This window comes from Leucothrix mucor DSM 2157, assembly GCF_000419525.1.
GTDB classification, from domain to species: Bacteria; Pseudomonadota; Gammaproteobacteria; order Thiotrichales; family Thiotrichaceae; genus Leucothrix; species Leucothrix mucor.
Map to the genome: position 1 here is coordinate 3,288,173 of NZ_ATTE01000001.1, position 23,621 is coordinate 3,311,793.

Below are 23,621 nucleotides of genomic sequence, written 5' to 3' on the forward strand. Positions count from 1 at the left end.
TACTGCCAATTAATGCCGTGAGACTAAGCAGTCTTTAGACCTTAGATTCCAGCAAAAACTTAGCCATCACCGCACCCAATGTACGATGCGATTCCGCACTAAAATGCACGCCATCCAACGGGCTACTTTCGATATAGTCACCCGTATTCAAAAACTCACAGCCAAGCTCATCAGCCATTGCCGCAAAGCTCTCGGCGAATCCTTGAGATTTCACCAAACCAGCCTGTCTTAGTCCAAAGCCATCTGGCCCTGCGACGATAGGAGGCGGAGCCATTAATACCACTTTAGGCGCGCGACCATTGGGGCCAGCATCACTGCTTTGAATCATCCGCACCAAACGCCCAGCTGATTTTGCAATTTCCGGCGCAGTCACACCAAAGCGATCTTTCAGATCATTGGTTCCCAGCATCACCAGCACCTTATCCAAGGGCTTTTGAGAGATCAGGCAAGGCTTTAAATAGTTCAAGCCACTCATTAAGCCATCCACCGGATCATTCCATACCGTGGTCCGCCCGTTCATGCCTTCTTCAACCACTTCATACTGATTTCCTAGCGCACTCGCCATGACTTGAGTCCATCGGGTTTGACGGTCATAACGCTCAGCACTAACCGGAATAAAGCCCCAAGTATTGGAGTCACCAAAGCACATAATTCGATACATAAGCTCACCTGAAATTAAAGTTATGGGCGCTATCGTATGTGAATAAACATTAATTTGTAATAGCTAAATTAGAAGCGAATACTAAAGATTCTCAACAACATTCTTTAGGCATCTACGATGGTAAGAGTTGATAAACTAGCAGGTATAACCACAGCGGCGATCATCGCCACGCTGTTGTTTATGCTGCTGTTAGTCAGCCAACCTTCGGCTGCCAACCTACTCAGTAGCGACCATACCGCCAGCGGATTCACACTGGAATCGATGTATGCGGTACCCGAAGCTGAGCCCTCCGAAGCTGCAAACCCAGACATTGATCACCCTGACGTTATCAAGTCATCCGTTTATCAACTACCCGGTGCACTCTCCCGCCAAGCTGTTGCTGAACTGATCTTGATGGGCAGCGGTACTCTGTCTCTCTTTGCTAATATCCGCGCCCCGCCACACTTATCCTGATTTACCTTGCAAGTCACTGTTAACCCGACCTTTTAAGCACCTCAATGGTTGGGCTTCGTGCTTGCGATGATTCAATTCGTATCGACCCGTACTACCACGAAATGTATAAAAACAGGATAATATTATGATTAGCACACTAAAGAGAATCGCAGTTAAAAACCTATCTAATAACTGTGGTCTGATCACACCAGCGCCGTTAACCGGCCACTACAATCTCAACTCATCAGCAACTAATCTGATGGTGGATTTTAGTAAGCAACACGCTATTACTGTCTCCACGACTATGACGATTAGCGATGCGCTTGAAACCATGCGCACTAATAACATCCGCGCGTTGATGGTTCTCGACATTAAAGGCAATTTTGCCGGTGTCGTGACCGCAATGGATTTGATGGGCAGAAAGCCAATGGCCTACGCCAATGAAGCGGGCGTTCCGCTCACAGAAGTTCAAGTTAAAAGCATTATGTCGCCCAAGAGCAAGCTTAAAGCCATTGCCCGTGCCGATGTGGATAAAGCCAGCATTGGCGACATGGTGACGGTACTGAAGTCGCTGAATGAACAGCACATTTTAGTGGTGCAAGGTGGCGATGAAAACATGAAGATCTGCGGCCTGTTTTCAGCCTCTGACTTCAAGCGCGCTCTGAATATTGAGATCAACCCAACCGCGGTTGCCAATACCTTCTCTGATTTAGAGCGTGTAATTTTTGCCAATAAGGAAGTCATGTAAGCCATCATCAAATGCGCTTTAAGACGCAATTGATTTAGCAAGACAGCGCCGGGGTGAGTCCTCCATCTCACTCCGGCGTTTTACCTTTAAAAACACGCAAAATCTTGCAGACTATTATTCCCTTCTGATGTTTAATAGCCCTTTAAACTCAGCAATCCAGATGATGTTGTCATGATTGAACTCTCCTTGTTAGCGGTCTTTATTCCGACGTTCTTCTTTGTTTCCGCCACCCCCGGTATGTGTATGACGCTGTCGATGACCATGGGTATGACCATTGGTGTAAAGCGCGCGCTGTGGATGATGGCTGGCGAGCTGGTTGGTGTCGGCTTGGTTGCCGTATTATCAGTAATTGGCGTAGCGGCGATTATGCTGAACTACCCGCAAGTGTTTACCGTGTTTAAATCCATCGGTGGCGCTTATCTGGCGTATATCGGGATTCAAATGTGGCGCTCACGCGGCAAAATGGCCATTAGCGACAACTTTGAAGCCGGCACTGTCGCCAGTCGTCAAGAATTAGCAATGCAGGGCTTTGTCACCGCGGTTGCCAACCCTAAAGGCTGGGCATTTTTTATCTCCTTACTGCCCCCATTTTTAAATGCCAGTATGCCAATGGCCCCTCAATTGGCAGTATTAATTGCCGTCATTCTCACCTTAGAATTCACCTGCCTGCTAATGTATGCCAGTGGTGGCCGCACCTTGCGCGCGTTTCTGGAAAAAAGTGGCAATGTACGCCTATTAAACCGCATTGCTGGTAGTCTGATGATTGGTGTCGGTGTTTGGTTGGCATTAGGTTAATTAAAGTTCTGGGAAGCTATTATGAGTAAATCGACTATCGTATTGGGTGCCGGCATGGTCGGCATCAGCACCGCGCTATCCCTACAAGCCCGCGGCCAGCAAGTCACACTGATTGATCGCAAAGCGCCTGCCATGGAAACCTCTTATGGGAATGCCGGCGTGATTGCAGTGAGCTCCATGCTACCATTTAACAATCCAAGCTTGCTGCCGATGCTGCCAAAATTGCTGGGTAATCGCAGTAATGGCTTTCGCTATAACTTTGGCTATGCGCTGAAAAACGCCCCGACCTTAATGAAATTTCTCTGGCTAGCCCGCCAGGAAAGCACGCTGCCACGCGCCCAAGCGCTATTCGATTTATTAACCTATTCGAGCGGTTTGCATGAAGAGTTATTGACGCAATCCGGCGAACTAGGCCGACTGCGTAAAACCGGCTGGCTAAAGCTGTACCGCACTCAAGAGGCTTACAGCGCTGCGCAATATGAACGCAATTATTTGGAACAACAAGGGATTGAATCCGAGTTCTTTGATAAGAACACGCTGAGCGACATCGAGCCAAATATGAAACCCGTCTTTGAGCATGGCACCCTGATTAAAGACAATCGCTCAGTGGATAACCCAACGGCAGTTGCCGAAGCCTATGTGAAGTTGTTTATTGCGCAAGGTGGCCGCTTAGAACAACACGATATTAAATCCATCGATCAAGGTGGCGACTTACGCTGGCAACTCAGCAGCGAAACCGGTGAACGTCGCCGCTGCACGCACTTGGTGCTAGCCACTGGCCCATGGTCGCGTGATGTCATGAAAAAAATGGGCATGCGCCTGCCATTGTTTTTTGAACGCGGTGGCCATCGCCAATTTAAAGCGATCGATGGTCGCTCCATTAGCCGCCCAATTTATGACGCGGCCGGTGGCTATGTCATGACGCCAATGGAAGCCGGCACGCGTATCACCTGCGGCGTGTCACTGGATGAGCAACATGCGCCTTACAGCAGTGAGCAGCTTGACCAATCCGAAATACTGGCCAAGACTGCCTTCTATATAGGCCCGAAACTGGATGAGCCGGATTGGCAAGGCAACCGCCCGACGTTTGCCGACTCACTACCGATGATTGGCGAAACCCGGCGCAGAGGCTTATGGATTAATACCGGACATCAACACATTGGTTTTTCTACCGGCCCCGGCTCCGGCGAGCTATTGGCTCAGTTGTTAATGGGCGAAAAGACCAAGATCAATGCAGAGCCTTACTCACCGAAGCGCTTTGGGGTTTAAATCAAATCATATTCCTGATCACGCTTAGCGATTCGCACCTCGGTATCGCTAAGCAGTTCAGCAAACACCTCCATCGACTCAATCTCCCCATGCACTAAGTAGGTAGTCTTGGGTTTATTGATGGAACGGTGCCACGCTAATAACTCTGTCTGCCCCGCATGTGCCGAGAATCCACCAATGGTGTAGATGCTGGCATTCACCGCAACCTCCTCACCAAAGATTTTCACCGTTTTAGCGCCATCAACAATCCGTCTTGCTAAGGTGCCTTTGGCGGCATAGCCAACAAATATCACACTGCAGTCTTTTCGCCATAGATTACGCTTTAAATGATGACGTACCCGCCCGCCGGTACACATACCCGAGCCTGCTAAAATCAGCGCGCCGCTGTGAATATTATTCAGCGCGATAGACTCTGACGTTTCATGCACAAAGTGCAGATTAGGGAAATCAAAAGGATCATGTCCGTCAGCAAACAATTTATTGGTTTCAGCGTCGTAGCACTCTGGATGACGACCAAAAATCGCGGTGGCCGAAATCGCCATCGGTGAATCCAGAAATAACTGCAAGCCATTAGGCAAGCGCTTTTGCTGTGCGCCTTCATGCAGATAATATAAAAGCTCTTGCGCTCGCTCTAAGGCAAAGGTTGGAATGATGACATTACCGCCACGCGCCATGGTGTCGTTAATTGCTTCATAAAATTCTTCAATCGATGGCTTCAACTGCTTATGTGGACGATCACCATAAGTGGTTTCCATCACAACTACATCAGCATGGGGTGGCGGTGCTGGATCTTGCAAAATTGCCTTCCCATCAGTGCCAAGGTCCCCGGAAAATAGTACTGTACGCTGTTGGCCATCCTCTTCCAGCTCTAGAAAAATGCAAGCCGAACCGAGAATATGACCAGCGTCGATAAATGTAGCTCGAATGCCTTTAGCCACGTCAATTGGCTTATCATAACTGGCACGTCGGCCAAAGAAATCCAGCGCGTGTAAGGCATCTTCGGTGCTATAGAGTGGCTCAACTAAGGCATTGGGTTGACGTAGGCGTTGTAGCTTACGGTTTTGACGACGCACTTCTTCTTCATTTAAATGCGCCGAATCCAACATGACCACTCGTGCTAATTCCTGAGTGGCATGAGTACTAATCACTTCTCCGCTAAAACCGCGCTTGGCTAGCAACGGGATACGACCACAATGATCAAGATGCGCATGAGTCAATAACACGTAATCAATATCGCGCGCTTCAAAACCAAAGGCTCGGGCATTTTCTTCTTGAGTTTCTCGGGAGCCTTGAAATAAGCCACAATCAATCAGCAGCTTCTTACTACCGATCTGCAATAGATGGCAGGAGCCTGTTACGCCCTCTGCCGCACCATGAAAACTAATCTTCATCGCCTACCTCCTCAATTGAACAATCTAAAAACCACTATCGTTAATTTATCCTGTCATAGACAGGCGCAAGGCAGTTGACGTAAGTCAATCAATACTAAGTTATTTTTGGTCGCCGCTTAAGTCCAGCGACCCACCATCATCACGCCGCCACGCTTGCGCTCCATCAGGGTGGTTACTGCACGATAACGGGTTTTAACTAAATACGTTGGCTCCGAGGAGTAGCTCACTTTGGAACTGGTAATCAGTCCGTTAGCATCCAAATCTACGATCACTTCTTCAGAATATGGATTCAACGCGCTGTAGGTCACAATGGTCGCAGAGCTGTTATCGCGCATATCATCGAATGAGCCCATTCCAAGAGTTAGCTGCCGTACACGGCTATTCTCATCGCGCACGACTTTAATGATATTCACGGTATGGTCAAAACTGCCATTGCCCGTATGATCAATAAAGATCATTTCGCCGGGTTGTAACTGGTTAACCGGCACTTCGGGTTTGCGGGTATCGCCATGGTTTTCGTAGCCAGGGTCCCAATCAAATAAACGCTTAACCGACTTGGCCACTCGGTCGGTGGCGATTTCAGGATAGTGCACATTCACGCCGTAAATCATGGAATGATCTTTATCCAGCGCCTGCACTTTTTTCATCGCAGGATAGTCATAGCGCCCTACCCGATGATCATCCATATGACTAAATAAGCCGGTGGTTTTATCCGTCGTGGCAACTATCCAGTTTTTTTCTCGTTGACCAGCGCCTAATACCGGATGGGGTAGATCAATTAAGGTATCGGCTTTGAGTTGTTTGCGGAATTGATCCATTAGGAATAGCGCGATATTTTTGCAGTCACCTTCCACTAAATTGGCTTTCATCACTTCCCAGTAGCCAGGAACGAAACGCCCGTAGGCTTCCTGAATGACGTGATGATCCCAGGTGAGGTTTTCTTCAGAGCCTGATACATAAATATCCGGCAAGCCACGCGCCCGAAAATCGGAGAGATACGCCATCGGGTCGCTTGATTTTGCGGCGGGTGACCTGAAGTCTTGTGATGAGACAGCCTTATCCAGCGCTTTGAGGGTATCAGTATCGACAATGCCGGATTCAGCTAAGCCGCTGGTGGCTCGTTGAAAAGACTTTACCGCCGCTTCGGTGATCGGGCCAAAGCTGCCATCGCATAAGTCCGTTAAATGCCCTAAGCGTCCCAGCGCATATTGAGTGGCCACGACCGTATTGCCGCGTGAACCACGCTTAAGGGTACCAGAGAAATTATCGGGAAAGGCTTTATCTAGGGCGGTATCTTTCAGGTTGAGACTCATGCGACGCTCCTGCAAATAGGGGTTTAGAATTCAATTCTGCTGCTTTGAGTATAGCCCGCGCCATGCTGATTTTTATTAAATTTCCGCCATTTTCATCAATGTGCTATCGCCTAAAACCAAACAGGCCCCGCAATTGCGAGGCCTGTCTTTATGCACTAACTGAGAAAAACTTACTCAGCCGTTTTTGTTTCTGTTTCAGCTGGCTCAGCGGCATCCATTACTGCATCGGCAGCTTCCTGGAATGTAGAGTCCATACCTTCTACTGCATCAGCAGCGGCGTCCATTGCAGCATCAGCTGCAGTTTCTGCTTCGGCAGCGGCTTCATCAGCCATATCTGCAGCGGCATCAGCGTCTGCATTGGCGGCAGCGGCTACATCAGCAGCAGCTTCGGCTTCTGCGGCAGCTTCATCGGCCATCTCAGCAGCTTCTTCAGCAACGGCTTCTGCTTCAGCAGCAGTCTCATCCATTGCAGCTTCTGTCATATCAGCGGCTTCTTCAGCAGTATCTGTTGCAGCATCAGTTGCTTCTTCGGTCATTGCTGCAGCTTCTTCAGTCGCTTCCGTTGCAGTCTCAACTGCTGCGTCTGTTGCTGTGTCAGCCATTTCAGCGGCGTCATCAGCCGTTCCAGTTAGCGCATCGCTTGCATCAGATGCCATGCCAGAAGCTGATTTCAATAAAGAACCTGCTGCTTCTTTAGTTGCATCAACGGCTTCGCTCGCTTTCTCAGTTGCTGAGTCAACCATTGCGCCGGCTGCTTCAGACACTTTGCCAGCGGCTTCACTGGTTACTTCTTTGGCTGTATCAACCATTGCTGCGGCTTTATCAGCGGCTACATCAACCACTTCTGCTGCTTTCTCGCTAGCGTCTGAAGCGACTTCTTTAGCCGTCTCAACCATTGAGCTGGCTTTTTCAGTCGTTTCTTTTGCCATATCAGCGGCAGAGTCTTTCACTGCATCAACGGCAGCATCTACTTTCTCAGCAACTGAGTCAGCCGCTGCATCGGTGGTTGCCGCTGCATCATCAGCAACTTCAGTTGCCGCGTCAGCCGTTGCATCAGCTGCGTCTTCAGTTTTGCTTGCTGCTTCGTCAGTCATTTCTTTAACTGCTTCAACCGCTTCTTCTGTTTTTTCTACAGCCGCGTCTTTAGCGTCTGCTGCTGCCTCAGTCGTTGCTTCAACGGCCGCTTCAGTGCTCGCTGCAGCATCGCTGGCTGCTTCTTTAGTGGCTTCAACAACAGACTTAGACTGCTCTGCAGCCGCATCTGTCTTGGCTTTATCATCTGAGCTACAACCAACCATTAATAAGGTTGAAAGGCTGGCCGCCAGAGCGATGATTTTATAGGTACGTAATGCCATTTTGATTCCTTTATAAAACGATTTAATAATGCCATGCAGCATACATGATTTCAGGGCTTAAACAGAACTATCAATCTATGAACGGCAGCCCTTAATTTAAGTCAATTACTAGCCACTAAAGACCCTATAAAACGAAAATAGTTCTTAAGTTGATCTGATAAGTGCTTAGATTACACAAAACACTTAAGATTCATTTTTATCTTGCGATATCCAGATTTCCGGTGATTTAAACGCATATTGGTAGAGCGCAAAGTATTGTAGAAACGCCATTAGCAACACCAGAAACACAATCCCACCCACAAACAAATAGCCCATTACCCCCCATAGCCCCAGATCTTCAACGGCAAAGCCTTGCAGATACGCGCTATAAATATCCATGACCACGCCGATCACGATCAACAGTTTCCAGTAAATGGGCGATAACAGTTTCCAGCTATAGGCGAATGCGAACACACCAATAATAATCGCGGGGTAAATCAATAGCATCGAAATATTATCCAATACCGTCATTTCAGACTCATATTCTTCAGTGCTAACTAGCATCACAAAGAAAACGGCCAGCAACTGCATCGTCAACAAAAACCACGCGAAAATCTTCCAACCCTTTTTACTCGGCGGCTCAACGATACCAGTATCAACATTCGCCGTCGGAGCCTGATAGGGATTATCCATAATGTATCCTATTCCAAACTTATCTTTGAGCACATAGTAAACAAAAGTAGCGGTTTTAACGATATAAAAACCACTTTTTTCACAGCATAGCCCTCAGCAATAGAGCTTGCTATGATTAGCCAAAATGCATTCGACATAATCGTAAAAATAGGAAGCACTTATGACCTTCTCCGCCACGCAATCATTTGCCGGTAAGCCACTCGTTACTTGGGAAGTTGGCAAGCCAGTCGCTGACCCAGCACAATCCGTCACTCGTCTGTCGGTAAACCCGTATGACGATGATCTTGCCTTTGATGAGTACTTTGCAAAATTCATGGAGGCTGCTGCCGAGCATCTGCCGCTTATGGATAGCCTGATTATTGGCGTGTGGGGTGAGTCTTACGAGGTGAATAGTAGCTTGCCGATTGGTTTATTGTGCCAGCAAAGTGAGCTATTCCCGGCATTACGCTCTTTATTTATCGGCGATATGGAGCTGGAAGAGTGCGAAGTATCGTGGATTCAACAGTCCGATATTTCCCCGCTGTACAGTGCGTTTCCCAAGTTGGAATACTTAAAAATTCGTGGTGGTGAGCATCTATCGCTGGGCACTGTGATGCACAACCGTCTGCAAAAAATCGTTATCGAAAGCGGCGGCATTAACAGTGAAGTATTAGAGCAAGCGCGCTTAGCCAACATCCCTGAATTGACGCATTTAGAGCTCTGGTTGGGTGATGATAACTACGGTTGCACGATCGGCAAGGATGACATTGCGGCCTTCCTAAATGGCTTAGGTCAGCAATTTCCTAAGCTCACATATTTAGGCTTGAGAAATTATTACCTGAGCGATGACTTGGCTGAGACAGTCGCCAATGCTGAGCTACCCACATCGCTAATCACATTAGATTTATCTAACGGTAACCTAAGCGATGTCGGCGCTAAAGTCTTATTAGAGAGCGACAAACTTTCGCAACTCACTACGCTGGATTTGCATCATCACTTTATGAGCGATGAGATGATGGCCAAGCTAAGCGCGGCCAAAAACTTGCCGACGTTGATTATGGATGATCAAAATGAGGCCGAGGAATACGACGACGAGGTGTATCGCTACATCTTCGCTTCGGAGTAAATTCGGCAGCAATGACAGCTCCCCGACAGTGGGTCATTATTGGCTCCGCACAAGACAGGCGGGTGCAAGGGTTTCAGCAAGCTTTGGAATTAGCCGGCTGCGCCCCTGCAACCGTGGTCGATTATCTTAGCGATTGGCAGGCAATTTTGCCCACCCTGCTGACGCCTGACACTTACCTACGCATTGAGTCACCCGGTAGCCAACTGCCGGTGGTACGCCAATTAATGTTAGATGGCGCTTATGGTGCGGAGGCTTCCGGCTTCAATACCTATAGCACCAAACAAATACAGGATGCAGAATTGGAGCGCGGCGAGTTTATTGCCCCGCATCAGTTTTATTACGGGCTGAAACAACGACTGCTCGGCTTGCAGGAATTACTGGATCAATACCCCATTGCCGGCTACCTGAATCACATTCCAGACATCCTCACCTTTTTTGATAAACAGGCGACTCATCAGCGGCTGGCTCAGCAGGCTATTCCTGTACCGACTGCCTTATATAATATTCAAAACTACGCCGACCTTCGTGAGCGTATGCAACAAGCAGACTTGCGTGAGGTGTTTATCAAAACCCGCTTTGGCTCGGCAGCCAGTGGCATTATTGCGCTAAAAACGGCTGGGGAAAAAGTGCTGGCCCGCACTACGATTGAAGAGGCTAATGGCCGTTTTTTTAATACGCGCAGACTGCAACAAATTAGCAATGAATCCGCACTGGCTGGTTTGGTCGATTCGCTCTGCCAATGGGGCGTGCATTGTGAAAACTGGCTGCCTAAAGCATGCATTAATAATATGAATACCGATTGCCGCTTGATTGTGGTGAATGGCAAACCTGATTTTGCCGTATTGCGCAAAAGCCAGACACCAATTACCAATCTGCATTTATTAAATGAACGCGCCAATATTGAAGAGTTAACTGATGCGCTACCGGATGACACTTGGCCGCAGGTATTAAACACGGCTCGTAAATTGGCCGGGCTATTTCCCAAGTCTTTTCACTTTGCGCCGGACATTGCAGTACATCAAGATTTGCAAGGCCATAGCGTGTTGGAGATTAATGCCTTCGGGGATTTCATCCAGAATATTCAGCATCAAGGGATGAATAGCTACCGCTGGGAATTACATCAATGGATGGCGCAACAGCAAGCGAATCCAGCGACCACGAGCCGCCAACAATGATTAACGCTCAGCACTGTATTGGCAGCCATAACCTGCTAATCCTCACCTTTGATACCTTGCGTTATGATGTGGCCGAGCGCGCTATGCGGTTACAACGCACGCCATTTTTACAAAGCCTGCTACCGGATGGTCGCTGGGAAAAACGCCACACGCCCGCAACCTTTACCTATGCGGCGCATCATGCGTTTTTCTCGGGTTATCTGCCGACGCCAATCCCTAAGCCAGTCGATTATCAACGCCTATTTGCCTGTGATTTTGCGGGAAGCTCAACCACCGGTGAGCGCACTTGGACGACACCCGAGGCGACGATTATTCAAGGCTTAGCCGCCGAGGGCTATCACACCATTTGCATTGGTGGCGTGGGCTTTTTTAATCGCAAAAATAAACTCGGCTGTGTATTGCCAGAACTGTTTTGTGAAAGCCATTGGTCACCAGAACTTGGCGTGACCGATGTACACTCCACTTATAATCAAGTGCAATTAGCCCAGCACCGACTGGCTGCATTAGATGACTCGCAACGCTGTGTGTTGTTTATTAATATCTCCGCCATTCACCAGCCAAATTGCATTTTGAGTGACGCCGTTGAGGACTCACCCGCCACTCAACTTGAGGCACTAGCCTATGTCGATCAGCAGCTTCCGCCTTTATTTGAAAGCTTACAGTCGCGCGGCGATACGCTGTGTATATTAAGCAGCGACCATGGCACCACCTATGGCGAAGATGACAGTTACGGCCACGGCATTGCGCACCCCAATGTGTGGGAAATCCCCTACCGCGAATTTATCCTAAAGGCCCGGCATGTCAGTGAATGACCTTGAATCAGACGAACAACGGTTACTGGATTACTTATCCGGCAAGCCCTACCTGCATTATGTGTATTCCTATCCGCATAAGACCAGCTATCGCGACTTTGAAACACCGATTTCGCTGGCGGAAGCTTGGCGTGAGGAGAACAAACAGGCGCTGTTTTTATACCTGCACATTCCCTTTTGTGAAATGCGCTGTGGCTACTGCAATTTGTTTACCACCACCAACCCTGAAGATGATTTAGTTAGCCGTTATCTGCGAGCACTAGACACTCAAATCCAAACCACTGCCGAGTTTTTAGGGGATGATTTTCACTTTGAACAGCTGGCATTTGGTGGCGGCACACCGACCTATCTCAACCCTGAGCAGCTACAAACCTGCTTTGATTTGCTCTCGCGTCATTTGGGGGTAAACCAGCTTCCGGCTTCGGTAGAAGTCTCACCAGCGACGGCAGATGCGGAACGCTTGGCGGTACTCGCAGAGTCTGGTGTCGGGCGCATTAGTATGGGTGTGGAAAGTTTTGATCAGGCCGATTTAAAAGCACTAGGCCGCCCACAAACACCCAAATCCGTTGCCACCGCACTGCAAGCCATTCGCGATAGCGGCATTGAACGACTCAATATCGACCTGATTTATGGCAGTGCCAATCAATCTCCTGCCAGCTGGCTTTACAGTGTCGATCAGGCGCTGGACTGGCAGCCAGAAGAGATTTTCATCTATCCTTTATATGTGCGCCCGCTCACGGGTTTGGGCAGAAAAGCGCAGCGCGAACAGGAGGATGAGCGCCTGCAAGCCTATTTCTCAGCGCGTGAACGCTTGTTAGCTGCTGGCTATCGTCAATCGTCGATGCGTATGTTTACCCGAGCCGATGCTCCAGAGCCAAAAGGCCGTTATCGCTGCCAGGAAGATGGCATGATTGGGCTGGGAGCCGGTGCACGCTCTTACACGCAAAGCCTGCATTATTCCTCGCACTATGCAGTTGGTAAGCCACACATCAAGCGCATTATTGAGGACTATGCCAATACCACCGCAGCGGAATTTGCCACAGCGAGTTATGGTATCGAGCTGGAGTTAGCGGATAAAAAACGACGGTATTTATTACTGAGTTTACTGCAAACCTCGGGCTTTGCGTTGGCGGATTATACGGAGCAATTTGGCACACAGCTATTGGATGATGCGCCGCAGTTGAGCTTGCTGGTAAAGCATAATTTAGCCGTAATCAGCGATGAGCATATTCAGCTGAATGAAACCGGCATTGCCTATTCCGATTTAATTGGGAGTTGGTTGTTTACCCCAACCATTCGCGAACGCATGCAAGGCTGGATTTGGAAATGAGTGATGCGCCAGACAATGCAAAGATAAGTACGGTATCTATTGTACGGCCAAGCCCCCCAGAAAATGTGCAGAATACTAAAGCAAGTGCGCAGAACACCACGCCAAACAACTCACCACTCAGCATTCTGTACCGTGGTTCATTACTCAGCTGCAATTATGATTGCGGCTATTGCCCATTTGCCAAAGCGCAAGACAGCCGCGAATCGCTCGCCAAAGATGCCATTGAGCTGACTCGCTTTGTCGACTGGGTTAGCCAGCAAACCCGCCCAATTCGCATTCTGTTTACACCCTGGGGCGAGGCATTTATCCGCCGCTATTATCAGGAAGCCATTATCAGGCTAGGACAAATGCCTCAGGTTAAGCGCATTGCCATTCAAACCAATTTATCGCTTTCCACTTCGGCACTAAAGCGCTGCCAAAGCGAGGCCTTAGCACTCTGGTGTACTTATCATCCCAGCCAAATTTCACGAGAGGCGTTTTTAGAAAAATGCCGCTGGATGCTAGCTGAAGGTATGCGCTTTAGCGTTGGTATGGTGGGTAATCGCAATGAGCTGGATGAGATTGGGGCTATGCGCGAGGCGCTACCGCCAGAAATTTATTTATGGGTGAATGCCAATCGTGATGAGCAACAGGATTATCAACAAACCGAGCTGGAATTACTGAAGCATCTCGACCCTTTGTTTGAACACAATCTGCATCAATACCCTAGCGAAGGAAAGTCCTGCAATACTGGTTCACAAGTAATTTCAGTGAATGGCACAGGCAATGTGCAACGCTGCCATTTTGTAAAACAGTCATTGGGTAATTTATATGATGGTAGTTTTCGCGAAACCCATGCGCCCTGCCCAAATCACAGCTGCGATTGCCATATTGGCTACATCCATTTGCCTAACTTAAAGCTGGAATCTGTTTATGGAGATGGCTTACTGGAGCGCATTCCCCAGCCAGTTTATTGGCAGTAACGTATTTATCAGTACTGCGCGATATACCAAGCGGCCTTGCTGCGCCGACTTTATTGGGAACAGCAATCCCTCCACAGCCCACAGCCCACAGCCCACAGCCCACAGCCCACAGCCCACAGCCCACAGCCAGCGTCCCACCTGTAGTTAACTCACAAACAGAAGCAGCGCCAATAATCACTATAAATAACCCTCACACGACGAAACTCTCAACCATTTAACCAAACTGAAGCGTTAGAATGGCAGCCTAAACTTCCGAAATCTCAGCTCACAGGTTTAAGCATGGACTATATTGAAAACATAACATTCGATGAGCTTAATATTGGTGATAGCGCCGAGTCACAGCGCACACTCACACAGCGCGATATTGAGCTTTTTGCCACGGTTTCCGGCGATGTAAACCCCGCGCATATGGACCCGGAGTACGCTAAAGACGATATGTTTAAAGGCGTGATCGGCCATGGCATGTGGGGCGCAGGGTTAATCTCGGCAGTATTGGGCACGCAAATGCCTGGCCCCGGCACTATTTACCTAAACCAGTCACTGAGCTTTCGGGCACCGGTGAGAATCGGCGATACCATTACCACCCGCATCACGGTCGCTGAAAAAGTACCCGGTAAAAATCGCGTGACACTGGACTGCATTTGCCTGAATCAAGATGGCAAAACGGTCACTAAAGGCGTTGCTGAAATCATTGCACCAACTGTAAAAGTTCGCCGTCTGCGAGCAGCGCTGCCAGAAGTGCATATGCACGGACATGCCGCGCGCTTTAAAACCATGCTGGAAACCACGCGTGGCTTACCGGCTATTCATACGGCCGTGGTTCACCCTTGCGATGCTGGCTCCCTATCTGGTGCAATGGATGCCTTTGAAGAAGACCTGATTATCCCGGTTTTAATTGGCCCACGCGCCAAGATTGAAGCGGCAGCACTTGCAGCTAATATTGATATTTCTGGTGTTGAGCTGGTCGATGTCCCGCATAGCCATGCCGCCGCTGCTAAAGCCGTTGAACTGGTGAGCAAAGGTAGCGCTCAGGCGTTAATGAAAGGCTCTTTGCATACCGATGAGCTGATGAGTGCGGTACTCAAAAAAGAAGCGGGCTTACGCACTGAGCGTCGATTAAGCCATGTGTTTGTGCTGGATGTACCGCATTATCACAAGCCATTACTCATCACCGATGCCGCGATCAATATCCAACCCGACCTGACTACCAAGCGTGACATTGTGCAAAACGCGATTGAGCTAGCCATTGCCTTAGGGATTGAAGTGCCTAAAGTAGCGATCTTGTCAGCGGTTGAAACCGTTAACCCAAGTATTCCTAGCACGATAGATGCTGCAGCCTTGTGTAAGATGGCTGATCGCGGTCAAATCACGGGAGGCATTTTGGATGGCCCATTGGCTTATGACAATGCCATCTCTGCTGAGGCTGCGCGGATTAAAGGGATTATATCGCCAGTCGCTGGTGAGCCGGATATCTTGCTCGCGCCAGACTTGGAAGCTGGGAATATGATGGCTAAGCAGTTGCTGTATTTAGCCAGTGCCGATACGGCAGGCTTGGTGCTGGGTGCCAAAGTACCGATTATTCTAACGAGTCGTTCCGATGGAGCTCTGGCGCGTTTGGCTTCGGCGACCATCGCTCAGTTGTATGTCCACAACCGGCCACAGTAATCGTTAGGGGGAAATATCTAACGATAACGGCGACCGGTTGCGAAACGCATTAATTGCAACCGGTTGCTGGTACAAAAGCGACAACAACCCACTGCAATCAAGGACTGCGGGTGTCACTTAAGACATGACGTGATAGCCCGCATCCACATAAGAAATATTGCCGGTTACATTTTTAGCGTAATCGCTCACCAAGCCAACCGCCATATTGCCCACATCTTCAATACTCACTAAACGACGTGAAGGCGCACGGTTACGAGCCTCATCAATCAGCTCATCAAAGTGATTAATACCAGAGGCGGCACGGGTATTTAATGGCCCTGGGGACAAGGCATTCACCCGAATATTCTTTGAGCCAAGCTCAGAAGCCAAATAGCGTGTGGTCCCTTCCAGCGCGGACTTTACCGGCCCCATTAAGTTGTAATGGTCGACCACTTTTTCAGCGCCGTAATAACTCATGGTTAGCAGGCAGCCACCGTTTTTCATCAGCGGTTCGGCTAAGCGCGCCATTTCGATAAAGGAATACACCGAGACATTCATCGCCTGCAAAAAGCCTGCGCGAGAGCAATCGGTGATTCGCCCATGCAAATCTTCACGCGGTGCAAAGGCAATCGAGTGCAATACAAAGTCCAGCTCACCCCACTCCTCTTCAATGCGATTATAAACTGCGGCCAGATCGCCATCTTGCTCAACATCGCAAGGCAGAATAATCGGCGAATTCAAACCTTCAGCTAGCGGGCGCACATAGGGCTCGGCTTTTTCATTCACATAGGTAATGGCTACCTCGGCACCCGCATCGTGAAATGCTTTAGCACAGCCGTAGGCAATCGAGTGTTGATTAGCAACGCCAATTACTAACCCTTTCTTTCCTTCGAGCAAATTCATTAGTCGTTTCTCGTGTGATGTTGAAGGTTTCAATGGTAGTAATTATATTGCACCGCACAATTGATTTAAGTCAAATGTTGAAATCATTATATAAATTTCATATCACCCCCATTTTTTCATGAGAGCAACTAAACTTAGCGTTTAATCAACTGTCTTTATAGGTACAGAAAAACCCTAATCAAACCCCAATGGTCAATTTTAGGATTGCCATTATTGCTTACAGGAACGAATACATATGACTGCTATCTCCGACCGCCTTAACCACTCCCGATTATTACTGACTGTCCCGGCTGCACTGATGGCTATGACGCTCAGTACCAGTGTCGCCCAAGCTCGATTGGTCAATATCGAAACAGGCCTGATTTCCAGCGCAATCGAAGCCAATATCCGTTGCAATGTGATCGCCAACCAAAATGATGGTGATTGGAAAGGCCGCTGGTGGACCACGCCATCACAAGCCTCTTACTGCCAAATTGAAGTTGATGATGCACCGGTGTATAACGCGCCTCCAGTTGCAGTTGTTCCGCCTCCATCACACGGGCTCCGCACGCGTTCAATTGATGTGGGAATTATCTGGAATTCAGACCAAGCCAATCAACGCTGTAGCGCACTCGCCAGAACTATGGGCGGAGAGTGGAACGGCCAGTGGACGACCTCAGACGATGGCAAAACCTCTTATTGTCAGATTCAGGGTGGCAATCCCCGCTTAGCCAACGCTGGTGACGGGCGCCCCCGTAGCAGAACCACGATTCGCGAAATAAGCGCTGGCCCAATTCGTGGCGATCGTCAGGCAGCACGTCGCTGCGCTCGGGTTGCAGCCGATGTTAATGGCCGCTGGACGGGTGATTGGCGTCCAACCGGCTCCGGCGAAGCGGTGTGTAGTGTTGAAGTGCAAGGTCGCAATGGACCACCACCTCGCGCCACAGTAGAAGTGGATACGGTATATGTTGACCGTGTACCGGCAGGTGGCCGCCGTAATGTTCGCGAAGTGGCTGCTGGCCCAATCTGGGATCAGAATCAGGCAAGCACTAAGTGCCCTTATATCGCTTCCACGCAAAATGCGACATGGACCGGTAAATGGCGCAAGCTTGGCCCAGATCATCAGTCTGTTTGCGAAGTCCGTTTCCCGGGCTAAATCAAACTGAGCTAGTCTATATTCGTTCTGACGTTAATGAGTTGGCTCAAGTACCTGATCTATTAGGGGCTAGTGCATGATTTCATTTGAGTCAGACGGGTTCAGCATTAGCTAGAGCGACCGACTGCGCAGTGTGTTGATAACGCTGCGCAGTCTCGTTTTTAAGCAAGCCATCCCCCACCACAGCCACACAGAAAACCTGATTTCTGGCATTCGCACCAAAAGCGGATAGACTGTGAAACATGTATTCAACTCCCACTACTATTCTGATTGCAGGTGCCAATGGCGGCATCGGCCAAGCCCTGTTGACGCGTTTTCATCAGGATTATCCACAGGCGACGATTCTTACACTGAGCCGGCATGCCATTGAGCCATTATCCGAACGTCATCAACACCTTGCCATTGACCTCACTCAGCAAGATGCAGCACAAAGCCTAGTGGATTACTGCAAAACAGCGCAAATAACGCCAGATTGGGTAGTGCAGTGCTGCGGTACCTTGCACGATGCTGATCACTTGCCAGAGAAATCCTTGTCGCAAATGGACGCCAGCTGGCTGCATCAGTTATTGGATATTAATGTGCTGACACATGTGGCGGTCGGGCAAGCCATGGATCAGTTATTGCCGCGTAAACATCCCCTGCTCTGGGCCTCAATTTCTGCGCAAATTGGCAGTATTGAAGATAACCGTTTGGGTGGCTGGTACAGCTACCGCATGACCAAGGCAGCGCTGAATATGTGGGTCAAAACCTTGTCGGTCGAATGGCAACGTAAGCGCCCAAATAGTTGCGTGATTGCGCTACACCCCGGCACCACAGATACACCACTCACCCAGCCATTTCAGGGAAATATTCCCGAATCACAACTTAGTAGCAGTGAGAAAACAGCCCATAATTTACAGGCCGTTCTGGTGAATCGCAGCAATGAAGACACGGGCAAGTTTTACAATCATCTTGGTGAACAGTTGCCTTGGTAATCGCTTGTGAGTAACAGCTTGGCGCAAAGGTTATCCCTCAATAAATCGGGCAGCCAGCACAACAAATATCATTTGCTGCCGTGCATTTAGGATAGCGCCCAGCTGTGTTAGATTGGGAGGCACTTACCAACGAGGATGTGCCCCTTGTTTAAAACCCGTATTCTGCATCTGCTGGAACTCATCAGCACCAAGTTCTGGATTATTCCCCTACTCTGCTTATTCATTGCAGCGCTGGCCGCTTACGTCAATATCACCATTGATAAGGCCTTTTTTCCCTATGATGAGTCGCTGTATTCATTTCTGTTTTACTTTAGCGATGCGCAGACTTTACGCACTATTTTAACCACTACCGCCGGCTCCTTGCTTGGGGTTGCAGGCGTGTCGTTCTCGGTCACTATCACCTCCTTAGTACTGGCTTCTCAACAGTTTGGGCCACGGCTACTGCGCAACTTTATGCGCGATACTTTCAATCAGGCCGTGATTGGCATATTCATCTCTACCTTCTTGTATTGCATGCTGATTTTGCAGTTCACCAGCAATATGGAAGAGTCACAATTTACCCCAATTGTATCGATGATTACCGTGCTGGCCTTGGTGATGGTCGATCTGCTGTTATTGGTGCTGTATATCCACCATATCGCCAATTCGATTCAGGTCGATACCATTATCTCTGGGGTGTATGACGAGCTAAAAGAGCGGCTTGAGCGGCTATTCCCGAATAAGCAGGATGACACCAGCCATTTGCCAACCATTGAAAATGAGCGTGAGGATTTAAATGAGCAGTTTGAAGCTTCTGGCAAAGCGATTTACGCGCATCACTCCGGCTACCTGCAGGCCGTTGATAGCACAGGTTTATTTAATCTTGCCAGCGAGCGAAATATTGCGCTCAAAGTACACTTTACAGCCGGTGACTATTTACTAAAAGGCAGTGAACTCGCCTGCTGTTTACAGCCCGATGATGCTTTTGATGAGGATGAAGAGTACTCATTAGAATGCCGTGTTAACGATCACTTTATCGTGGGTGATACCCGCACCGCTGAGCAGGATGCTAAATATGCCATTCGCCAATTGGTTGAGGTGGCGCTGCGAGCATTATCCCCCGGCATTAATGATCCCTTTACCGCAACCACCTGTATTGATCGCTTGGGCAGTGCAATGGTGATGATTATCGACCGTCAGTTCCCCAATACACAGCACTTTGATGATGAAGCGCACTTGCGGCTGCAGCTAAAGTCCTACTCATTCGCCAGCTTACTAGGCACGGCATTTAATCAAATCCGCCAAAACTGCATTGGTCATGTTGAAGTGGTGATTAAGCTATTGGAGATTTTATCCAAGCTTGCCGAGCAGGCGAATAATGAAGCGCATAAAACGGCGATTCGTAAGCAGGCCGAAGCCGTGTTTACGGCCAGTGAAGCCAGCAGCATCATCCCGCAGGATTTGGCGGTGATTAAGCAGGAATATGAGAAAGTACGCAAAGCTTTAAAAAGAGATGGCGCCGACAAAGGGGAGGATCCGGCGCCATCAACTACCAGCGAGAAATGAGTATAGAAGTCCAATGTGCAGCAAATATGGAGGAAAGATTACGTTTTGCTAAGGGGTTTCGATTTAGCCAAGTTTATGTGCATAATTCAGCTAACACAGTTGGACTATCCTCTCTTTAAGGAATAATAATTTGAATATCCGGATACTGAGTTACAACATTCACCGAGCCATTGGCTTTGATCGACGCTTTGCCCCTGAGCGCATTGCCACTATTTTACGCGAGCACGATGCTGACATTGTGATGCTGCAGGAAGTGGATGAGGGCGTACCTCGCTCGCAGGAAATGAATCTGGCCAAAGTATTGGCGGATGATGCGGGCTACGATCACTTCGCACTCGGTCATAATGTGAGCATGCGCAAAGGCCGTTATGGCAATGCTACACTGAGCCGCTTCCCGATTGTGCGCGAGCGCAATATTGATCTTACTGTTGGCCGTCGTAAGCGCCGCGGTTGCCAGCACACCACTATTGCCTTGCCAAACTCAGCAGCCAATGCTGAGATTGCAGCGGATGGCGAAGCCAATGAGCATCATTTAGAAGTGTTTAACCTGCACCTTGGCTTATCAGCACGTGAGCGCCAACAGCAGGCGACTATCCTTTCCCACTCGCATGAATTTTCTGATTTAGGTGAGGATACACCTTGCATTGTTGCGGGTGATTTTAATGACTGGCGCTCGCTGTTACGTAGTTTTTATACACAGGACTTTGGCTTTAACTGCGCCACCGATAGCATGAATCATTTAGGCCGAGTCAGAGCGCTGCGCACCTTTCCATCCTTTGCGCCACGCGGCGGGCTAGACCGCGTGTATTATCGTGGACCATTGGAAATGAATGCGGTACAGCGCTGCGGCGTTAAGCTCTCGCGTATTGCCAGCGATCACCTCGCCGTCATTGTAGACTTTGAGGTGCCAACGCCAGGCTAAGCCGTTGCTAATTTAAGACGTTTATCTAGGCTAAACCACTGCCAATGTATGGCGCTGCCAAGCCAAGCTGATCTCATAACAACAACCCATACCAGCCACCGATATCAACCACTTATACCGACGGCTTATATCAACCGCAGCCTATACAACTTAGGCTGCGGCCAACTGGCGCTTAGCAAGCAAGTACGCATAATACGCCATGGCTGCGGTGACAAAGATATACATTGCCCCACCGACAGCCAGCGTATCCATGGTCACACCCTGATCAATCCACCAACCCATTAGCACGGGGGACAAGGCACTCATAAATACCATCATGGCAGTCGCCAGTGATTTGATGGAGCCTAGGTGACGGTTACCGTATTTCTCTGAGAAAAATGGCGCGGAGATGGTGGAGTTCGCCCCCGAGGTAATGCCGGTAAAAATCATAAAGATCGCTGCAGCCAACATACTGGAAGAACTGGCTAACACCAGCAAACCAATTCCCATTGGCAAAATCGCAAAAGCGACCAAGACCACCGCACCAAAGTTATCCACCAACACGCCAGTGAATAAGCGCACCACCACCGACACCAACGCATAGAGCACATATAAACCGCCCCACGCCACCAGCGACCAGCCCTTCTCCTCAACCAAATGCACCTGATGAAACATAAAGCCGGTGAATAATAACGGCTGCGCCATCAAGCCGGGCATGGATAAATAAAACAGCGGATCACGAATCACTTCGGCACGCTTCCATTGCCTGCGACGGTATTTGGGGGATGGATCGTTATCATCTTCTGCCAAACTGGCCTCATACTGCTGATGCCGCCGCTCATGTCCGCGCAATAAGTAATGGACAGCAACGGGTAGCAGCACCATTAATATCACCGCAAACACCACCCAGGATTGACGCCAGCTCAGCAAGAGCATCAACATAATCGCCAAAGACGGTAGCGCTGCTTCGGCGACTGAACTGCCCATGCTACTGAGCGCATTGGCCTTGCCTTTTTGATGATCAAGATATCGCACCATTGCCGTGGTACTGGTCATATACATAAGCCCCTGCCCAAACTGGCGCAGTAGCAATATCCCGATAAATAAGGCGACAACGCCTTGGCTGCTGGCCATTAGTAAGCAACCGATGGCTAAGCCTGTTACGACCGCATAGGCGAATTTGCGTAAATCCATGCGGTCGATCAGCGCCCCGCTCCACAACAGCACCGCCGCACTGACCAAAGTCGCTAGCGAGTAAATGCCACCAAACTCGCCATGACTCAAGCCCATTTCACTGCGAATCTCGCCGCTAAATAGAGCAATAAAATAGGTTTGTCCGGGGCTGGAAAAAAACATCAGCAGAAAACCAAACATCAATAGTCGCCATTCACGGCGAATGAGAGGAATAAAAGACTTCATGGGGAAGGTATACTTGTGAGATAAAGCCTGATCATTCACCATCACCGCCGGAACAACAAGGGTTAATTGCAATGAACGTTTTACCGCCAGAGATCAAAGCCATCAATGCGTTTCAGAACTTGTCCCCCGATGAAATTCTGGATGCGGTTGAAAGTCAGGATTTACGTTGCGATGGCAGCTTATTGGCGCTGAATAGTTACGAAAACCGCGTGTATCAAATTGGTATTGAAGAAGGCCAGCCGATCATCGCCAAATTTTACCGCCCTGCCCGCTGGAATAATGAAGCGATTCAGGAAGAGCATGACTTTACCCGCTCGCTGGTTGAAAGCGAGCTGCCCGTTGTCGCGCCACTGTATAACGCGCAAGGCGAAAGTATTCATCAGTACAATGAGTTTCGTTTTTCACTGTACCCTCGCCAAGGTGGTCGTACGCCTGAATTAGATAACCCGGATCAACTGGAAGTGATTGGTCGCTTTATGGCACGCATCCATTTACAGGGTGAGTTGGCTGAATTTAAGCACCGCCCCGAAATTGATGTTAGGAGCTACGGCGTTGAGCCTTCGCAATATTTGCTGAATGAGCAAAAGCTCCCACCCTCCATTGAACCGGCGTATCGGAGCTTAATTGGTGACTTGCTAGCGAAAATTGAGGACCACTTTCGGGCAGCCGGTAAAGTGCAATCCATCCGCATTCATGGCGACTGCCATCCAGGGAATATTTTATATCGGGATGAGATTCCGCACATTGTCGATTTTGATGACACGCGCATGGGGCCTGCGGTTCAGGATTTGTGGATGTACTTGTCTGGCGACCGTCATTATCAGCAAGCGCGTTTGATGGATATTTTGATCGGCTACACGCAATTTCGGGACTTTAATCCGCGCGAGCTGCATTTGATTGAAGCGCTGCGGACTTTGCGAATGATTCATTACGCAGGTTGGCTGGCCAAGCGTGCGGAAGACCCTGCCTTTAAATTGGCATTCCCGTGGTTTTACACGGCGCGCTATTGGGATGATCATATTCTGGCATTGAAAGAGCAGTCGGCTGCTCTGGATGAACAGCCGCTGCAGTGGGATTAAG

At 49.2% G+C, this 23,621-nt stretch carries 23 protein-coding genes; 15 read left to right on the top strand and 8 right to left on the bottom strand.

Annotation, left to right across the window (positions count from 1 at the left end):
* Positions 1–34: 34 nt before the first annotated feature.
* Positions 35–661 carry an SGNH/GDSL hydrolase family protein gene (locus LEUMU_RS0114940; RefSeq protein ID WP_022953094.1) on the bottom strand — a complete coding sequence of 209 codons (627 nt, stop codon included), beginning with the start codon at positions 659–661 and terminating at the stop codon, positions 35–37.
* Positions 662–778: 117 nt separating this feature from the next.
* Here LEUMU_RS0114940 and LEUMU_RS0114945 point away from each other — a divergent pair, with 117 nt between their 5' ends.
* The 4 genes from LEUMU_RS0114945 (at position 779) to LEUMU_RS0114960 (ending at position 3,905) form a co-directional block, all read left to right on the top strand.
* Positions 779–1,114 carry a hypothetical protein gene (locus LEUMU_RS0114945; protein WP_022953095.1) on the top strand — a complete coding sequence of 112 codons (336 nt, stop codon included), beginning with the start codon at positions 779–781 and terminating at the stop codon, positions 1,112–1,114.
* A gap of 124 nt (positions 1,115–1,238) precedes the next feature.
* Entirely contained in the window at positions 1,239–1,841 is a 603-nt protein-coding gene (locus tag LEUMU_RS26270; RefSeq protein ID WP_022953096.1) for a CBS domain-containing protein, read from the top strand.
* Between the two features lie 171 nt (positions 1,842–2,012).
* Positions 2,013–2,636 (top strand): LysE family translocator, encoded by a 624-nt coding sequence (locus tag LEUMU_RS0114955; RefSeq protein ID WP_022953097.1) that lies wholly within the window; start codon positions 2,013–2,015, stop codon positions 2,634–2,636.
* 21 nt (positions 2,637–2,657) lie between these two features.
* Positions 2,658–3,905, top strand: coding sequence for an NAD(P)/FAD-dependent oxidoreductase (locus tag LEUMU_RS0114960; protein ID WP_022953098.1), 1,248 nt, complete (start codon positions 2,658–2,660; stop codon positions 3,903–3,905).
* Here LEUMU_RS0114960 and LEUMU_RS0114965 read toward each other — a convergent pair.
* The 4 genes from LEUMU_RS0114965 to LEUMU_RS0114980 all read right to left on the bottom strand — a co-directional run bounded on the left by LEUMU_RS0114965 (position 3,902) and on the right by LEUMU_RS0114980 (position 8,636).
* Positions 3,902–5,296: an MBL fold metallo-hydrolase gene (locus tag LEUMU_RS0114965; protein ID WP_022953099.1), complete on the bottom strand. Its 1,395-nt coding sequence runs from the start codon at positions 5,294–5,296 to the stop codon at positions 3,902–3,904. The two genes, LEUMU_RS0114960 and LEUMU_RS0114965, sit on opposite strands and share 4 nt — an antisense overlap.
* Before the next feature lie 116 nt (positions 5,297–5,412).
* Entirely contained in the window at positions 5,413–6,609 is a 1,197-nt protein-coding gene (locus LEUMU_RS0114970; RefSeq protein ID WP_022953100.1) for a peptidoglycan-binding domain-containing protein, read from the bottom strand.
* A gap of 170 nt (positions 6,610–6,779) precedes the next feature.
* Entirely contained in the window at positions 6,780–7,964 is a 1,185-nt protein-coding gene (locus LEUMU_RS28140; RefSeq protein WP_157474354.1) for a hypothetical protein, read from the bottom strand.
* Positions 7,965–8,147: 183 nt separating this feature from the next.
* Positions 8,148–8,636 carry a hypothetical protein gene (locus LEUMU_RS0114980; protein ID WP_022953102.1) on the bottom strand — a complete coding sequence of 163 codons (489 nt, stop codon included), beginning with the start codon at positions 8,634–8,636 and terminating at the stop codon, positions 8,148–8,150.
* Between the two features lie 160 nt (positions 8,637–8,796).
* On the opposite strand from LEUMU_RS0114980, the gene LEUMU_RS0114985 reads away from it, so the two are divergent.
* From LEUMU_RS0114985 to LEUMU_RS0115010, 6 genes are all read left to right on the top strand, one after another.
* Entirely contained in the window at positions 8,797–9,741 is a 945-nt protein-coding gene (locus LEUMU_RS0114985) for an STM4015 family protein (protein ID WP_022953103.1), read from the top strand.
* A gap of 11 nt (positions 9,742–9,752) precedes the next feature.
* Complete coding sequence (locus tag LEUMU_RS0114990) at positions 9,753–10,916, top strand: STM4014 family protein (RefSeq protein WP_022953104.1); 1,164 nt, start codon at positions 9,753–9,755, stop codon at positions 10,914–10,916.
* The gene (locus tag LEUMU_RS0114995; RefSeq protein WP_211223033.1) at positions 10,865–11,728 is read left to right on the top strand and encodes an STM4013/SEN3800 family hydrolase; all 864 of its coding nucleotides are present in this window, start codon (positions 10,865–10,867) and stop codon (positions 11,726–11,728) included. Before LEUMU_RS0114990 ends, LEUMU_RS0114995 begins: the two co-directional genes overlap by 52 nt.
* Positions 11,715–13,058, top strand: a complete 1,344-nt coding sequence (locus LEUMU_RS0115000) for an STM4012 family radical SAM protein (RefSeq protein WP_022953106.1) — start codon at positions 11,715–11,717, stop codon at positions 13,056–13,058. Before LEUMU_RS0114995 ends, LEUMU_RS0115000 begins: the two co-directional genes overlap by 14 nt.
* Positions 13,055–14,020 (top strand): STM4011 family radical SAM protein, encoded by a 966-nt coding sequence (locus tag LEUMU_RS0115005; protein ID WP_022953107.1) that lies wholly within the window; start codon positions 13,055–13,057, stop codon positions 14,018–14,020. Before LEUMU_RS0115000 ends, LEUMU_RS0115005 begins: the two co-directional genes overlap by 4 nt.
* 279 nt (positions 14,021–14,299) lie before the next feature.
* A complete protein-coding gene (locus LEUMU_RS0115010) occupies positions 14,300–15,685 on the top strand; it encodes a bifunctional enoyl-CoA hydratase/phosphate acetyltransferase (RefSeq protein WP_022953108.1) in 1,386 nt (461 codons plus the stop codon).
* 117 nt (positions 15,686–15,802) lie between these two features.
* Here LEUMU_RS0115010 and fabI read toward each other — a convergent pair whose 3' ends face one another.
* On the bottom strand, positions 15,803–16,567 hold the full coding sequence (fabI, locus tag LEUMU_RS0115015) for an enoyl-ACP reductase FabI (RefSeq protein WP_022953109.1): 765 nt from the start codon (positions 16,565–16,567) through the stop codon (positions 15,803–15,805).
* Between the two features lie 235 nt (positions 16,568–16,802).
* Between fabI and LEUMU_RS0115020 the strand changes: the two genes are divergently transcribed.
* Positions 16,803–17,702: a mannan-binding lectin gene (locus LEUMU_RS0115020; RefSeq protein ID WP_022953110.1), complete on the top strand. Its 900-nt coding sequence runs from the start codon at positions 16,803–16,805 to the stop codon at positions 17,700–17,702.
* Between the two features lie 91 nt (positions 17,703–17,793).
* Here the strand turns inward: LEUMU_RS0115020 and LEUMU_RS28800 are convergent, their stop codons facing one another.
* On the bottom strand, positions 17,794–17,946 hold the full coding sequence (locus LEUMU_RS28800) for a hypothetical protein (protein ID WP_022953111.1): 153 nt from the start codon (positions 17,944–17,946) through the stop codon (positions 17,794–17,796).
* Between LEUMU_RS28800 and LEUMU_RS0115030 the strand changes: the two genes are divergently transcribed.
* The 3 genes from LEUMU_RS0115030 to LEUMU_RS0115040 all read left to right on the top strand — a co-directional run bounded on the left by LEUMU_RS0115030 (position 17,945) and on the right by LEUMU_RS0115040 (position 21,143).
* Positions 17,945–18,676 carry an SDR family NAD(P)-dependent oxidoreductase gene (locus tag LEUMU_RS0115030; protein ID WP_022953112.1) on the top strand — a complete coding sequence of 244 codons (732 nt, stop codon included), beginning with the start codon at positions 17,945–17,947 and terminating at the stop codon, positions 18,674–18,676. The genes LEUMU_RS28800 and LEUMU_RS0115030 overlap by 2 nt on opposite strands.
* Positions 18,677–18,820: 144 nt before the next feature.
* On the top strand, positions 18,821–20,221 hold the full coding sequence (locus tag LEUMU_RS26280) for a DUF2254 domain-containing protein (protein WP_022953113.1): 1,401 nt from the start codon (positions 18,821–18,823) through the stop codon (positions 20,219–20,221).
* A 130-nt stretch (positions 20,222–20,351) separates the two neighbouring features.
* Positions 20,352–21,143 (top strand): endonuclease/exonuclease/phosphatase family protein, encoded by a 792-nt coding sequence (locus tag LEUMU_RS0115040; protein WP_022953114.1) that lies wholly within the window; start codon positions 20,352–20,354, stop codon positions 21,141–21,143.
* 150 nt (positions 21,144–21,293) lie between these two features.
* Here LEUMU_RS0115040 and LEUMU_RS26285 read toward each other — a convergent pair whose 3' ends face one another.
* Positions 21,294–22,613: an MFS transporter gene (locus tag LEUMU_RS26285; RefSeq protein ID WP_022953115.1), complete on the bottom strand. Its 1,320-nt coding sequence runs from the start codon at positions 22,611–22,613 to the stop codon at positions 21,294–21,296.
* On the opposite strand from LEUMU_RS26285, the gene LEUMU_RS0115050 reads away from it, so the two are divergent.
* The gene (locus tag LEUMU_RS0115050) at positions 22,613–23,620 is read left to right on the top strand and encodes a serine/threonine protein kinase (RefSeq protein ID WP_022953116.1); all 1,008 of its coding nucleotides are present in this window, start codon (positions 22,613–22,615) and stop codon (positions 23,618–23,620) included. The genes LEUMU_RS26285 and LEUMU_RS0115050 overlap by 1 nt on opposite strands.
* Position 23,621 lies beyond the last annotated feature (1 nt).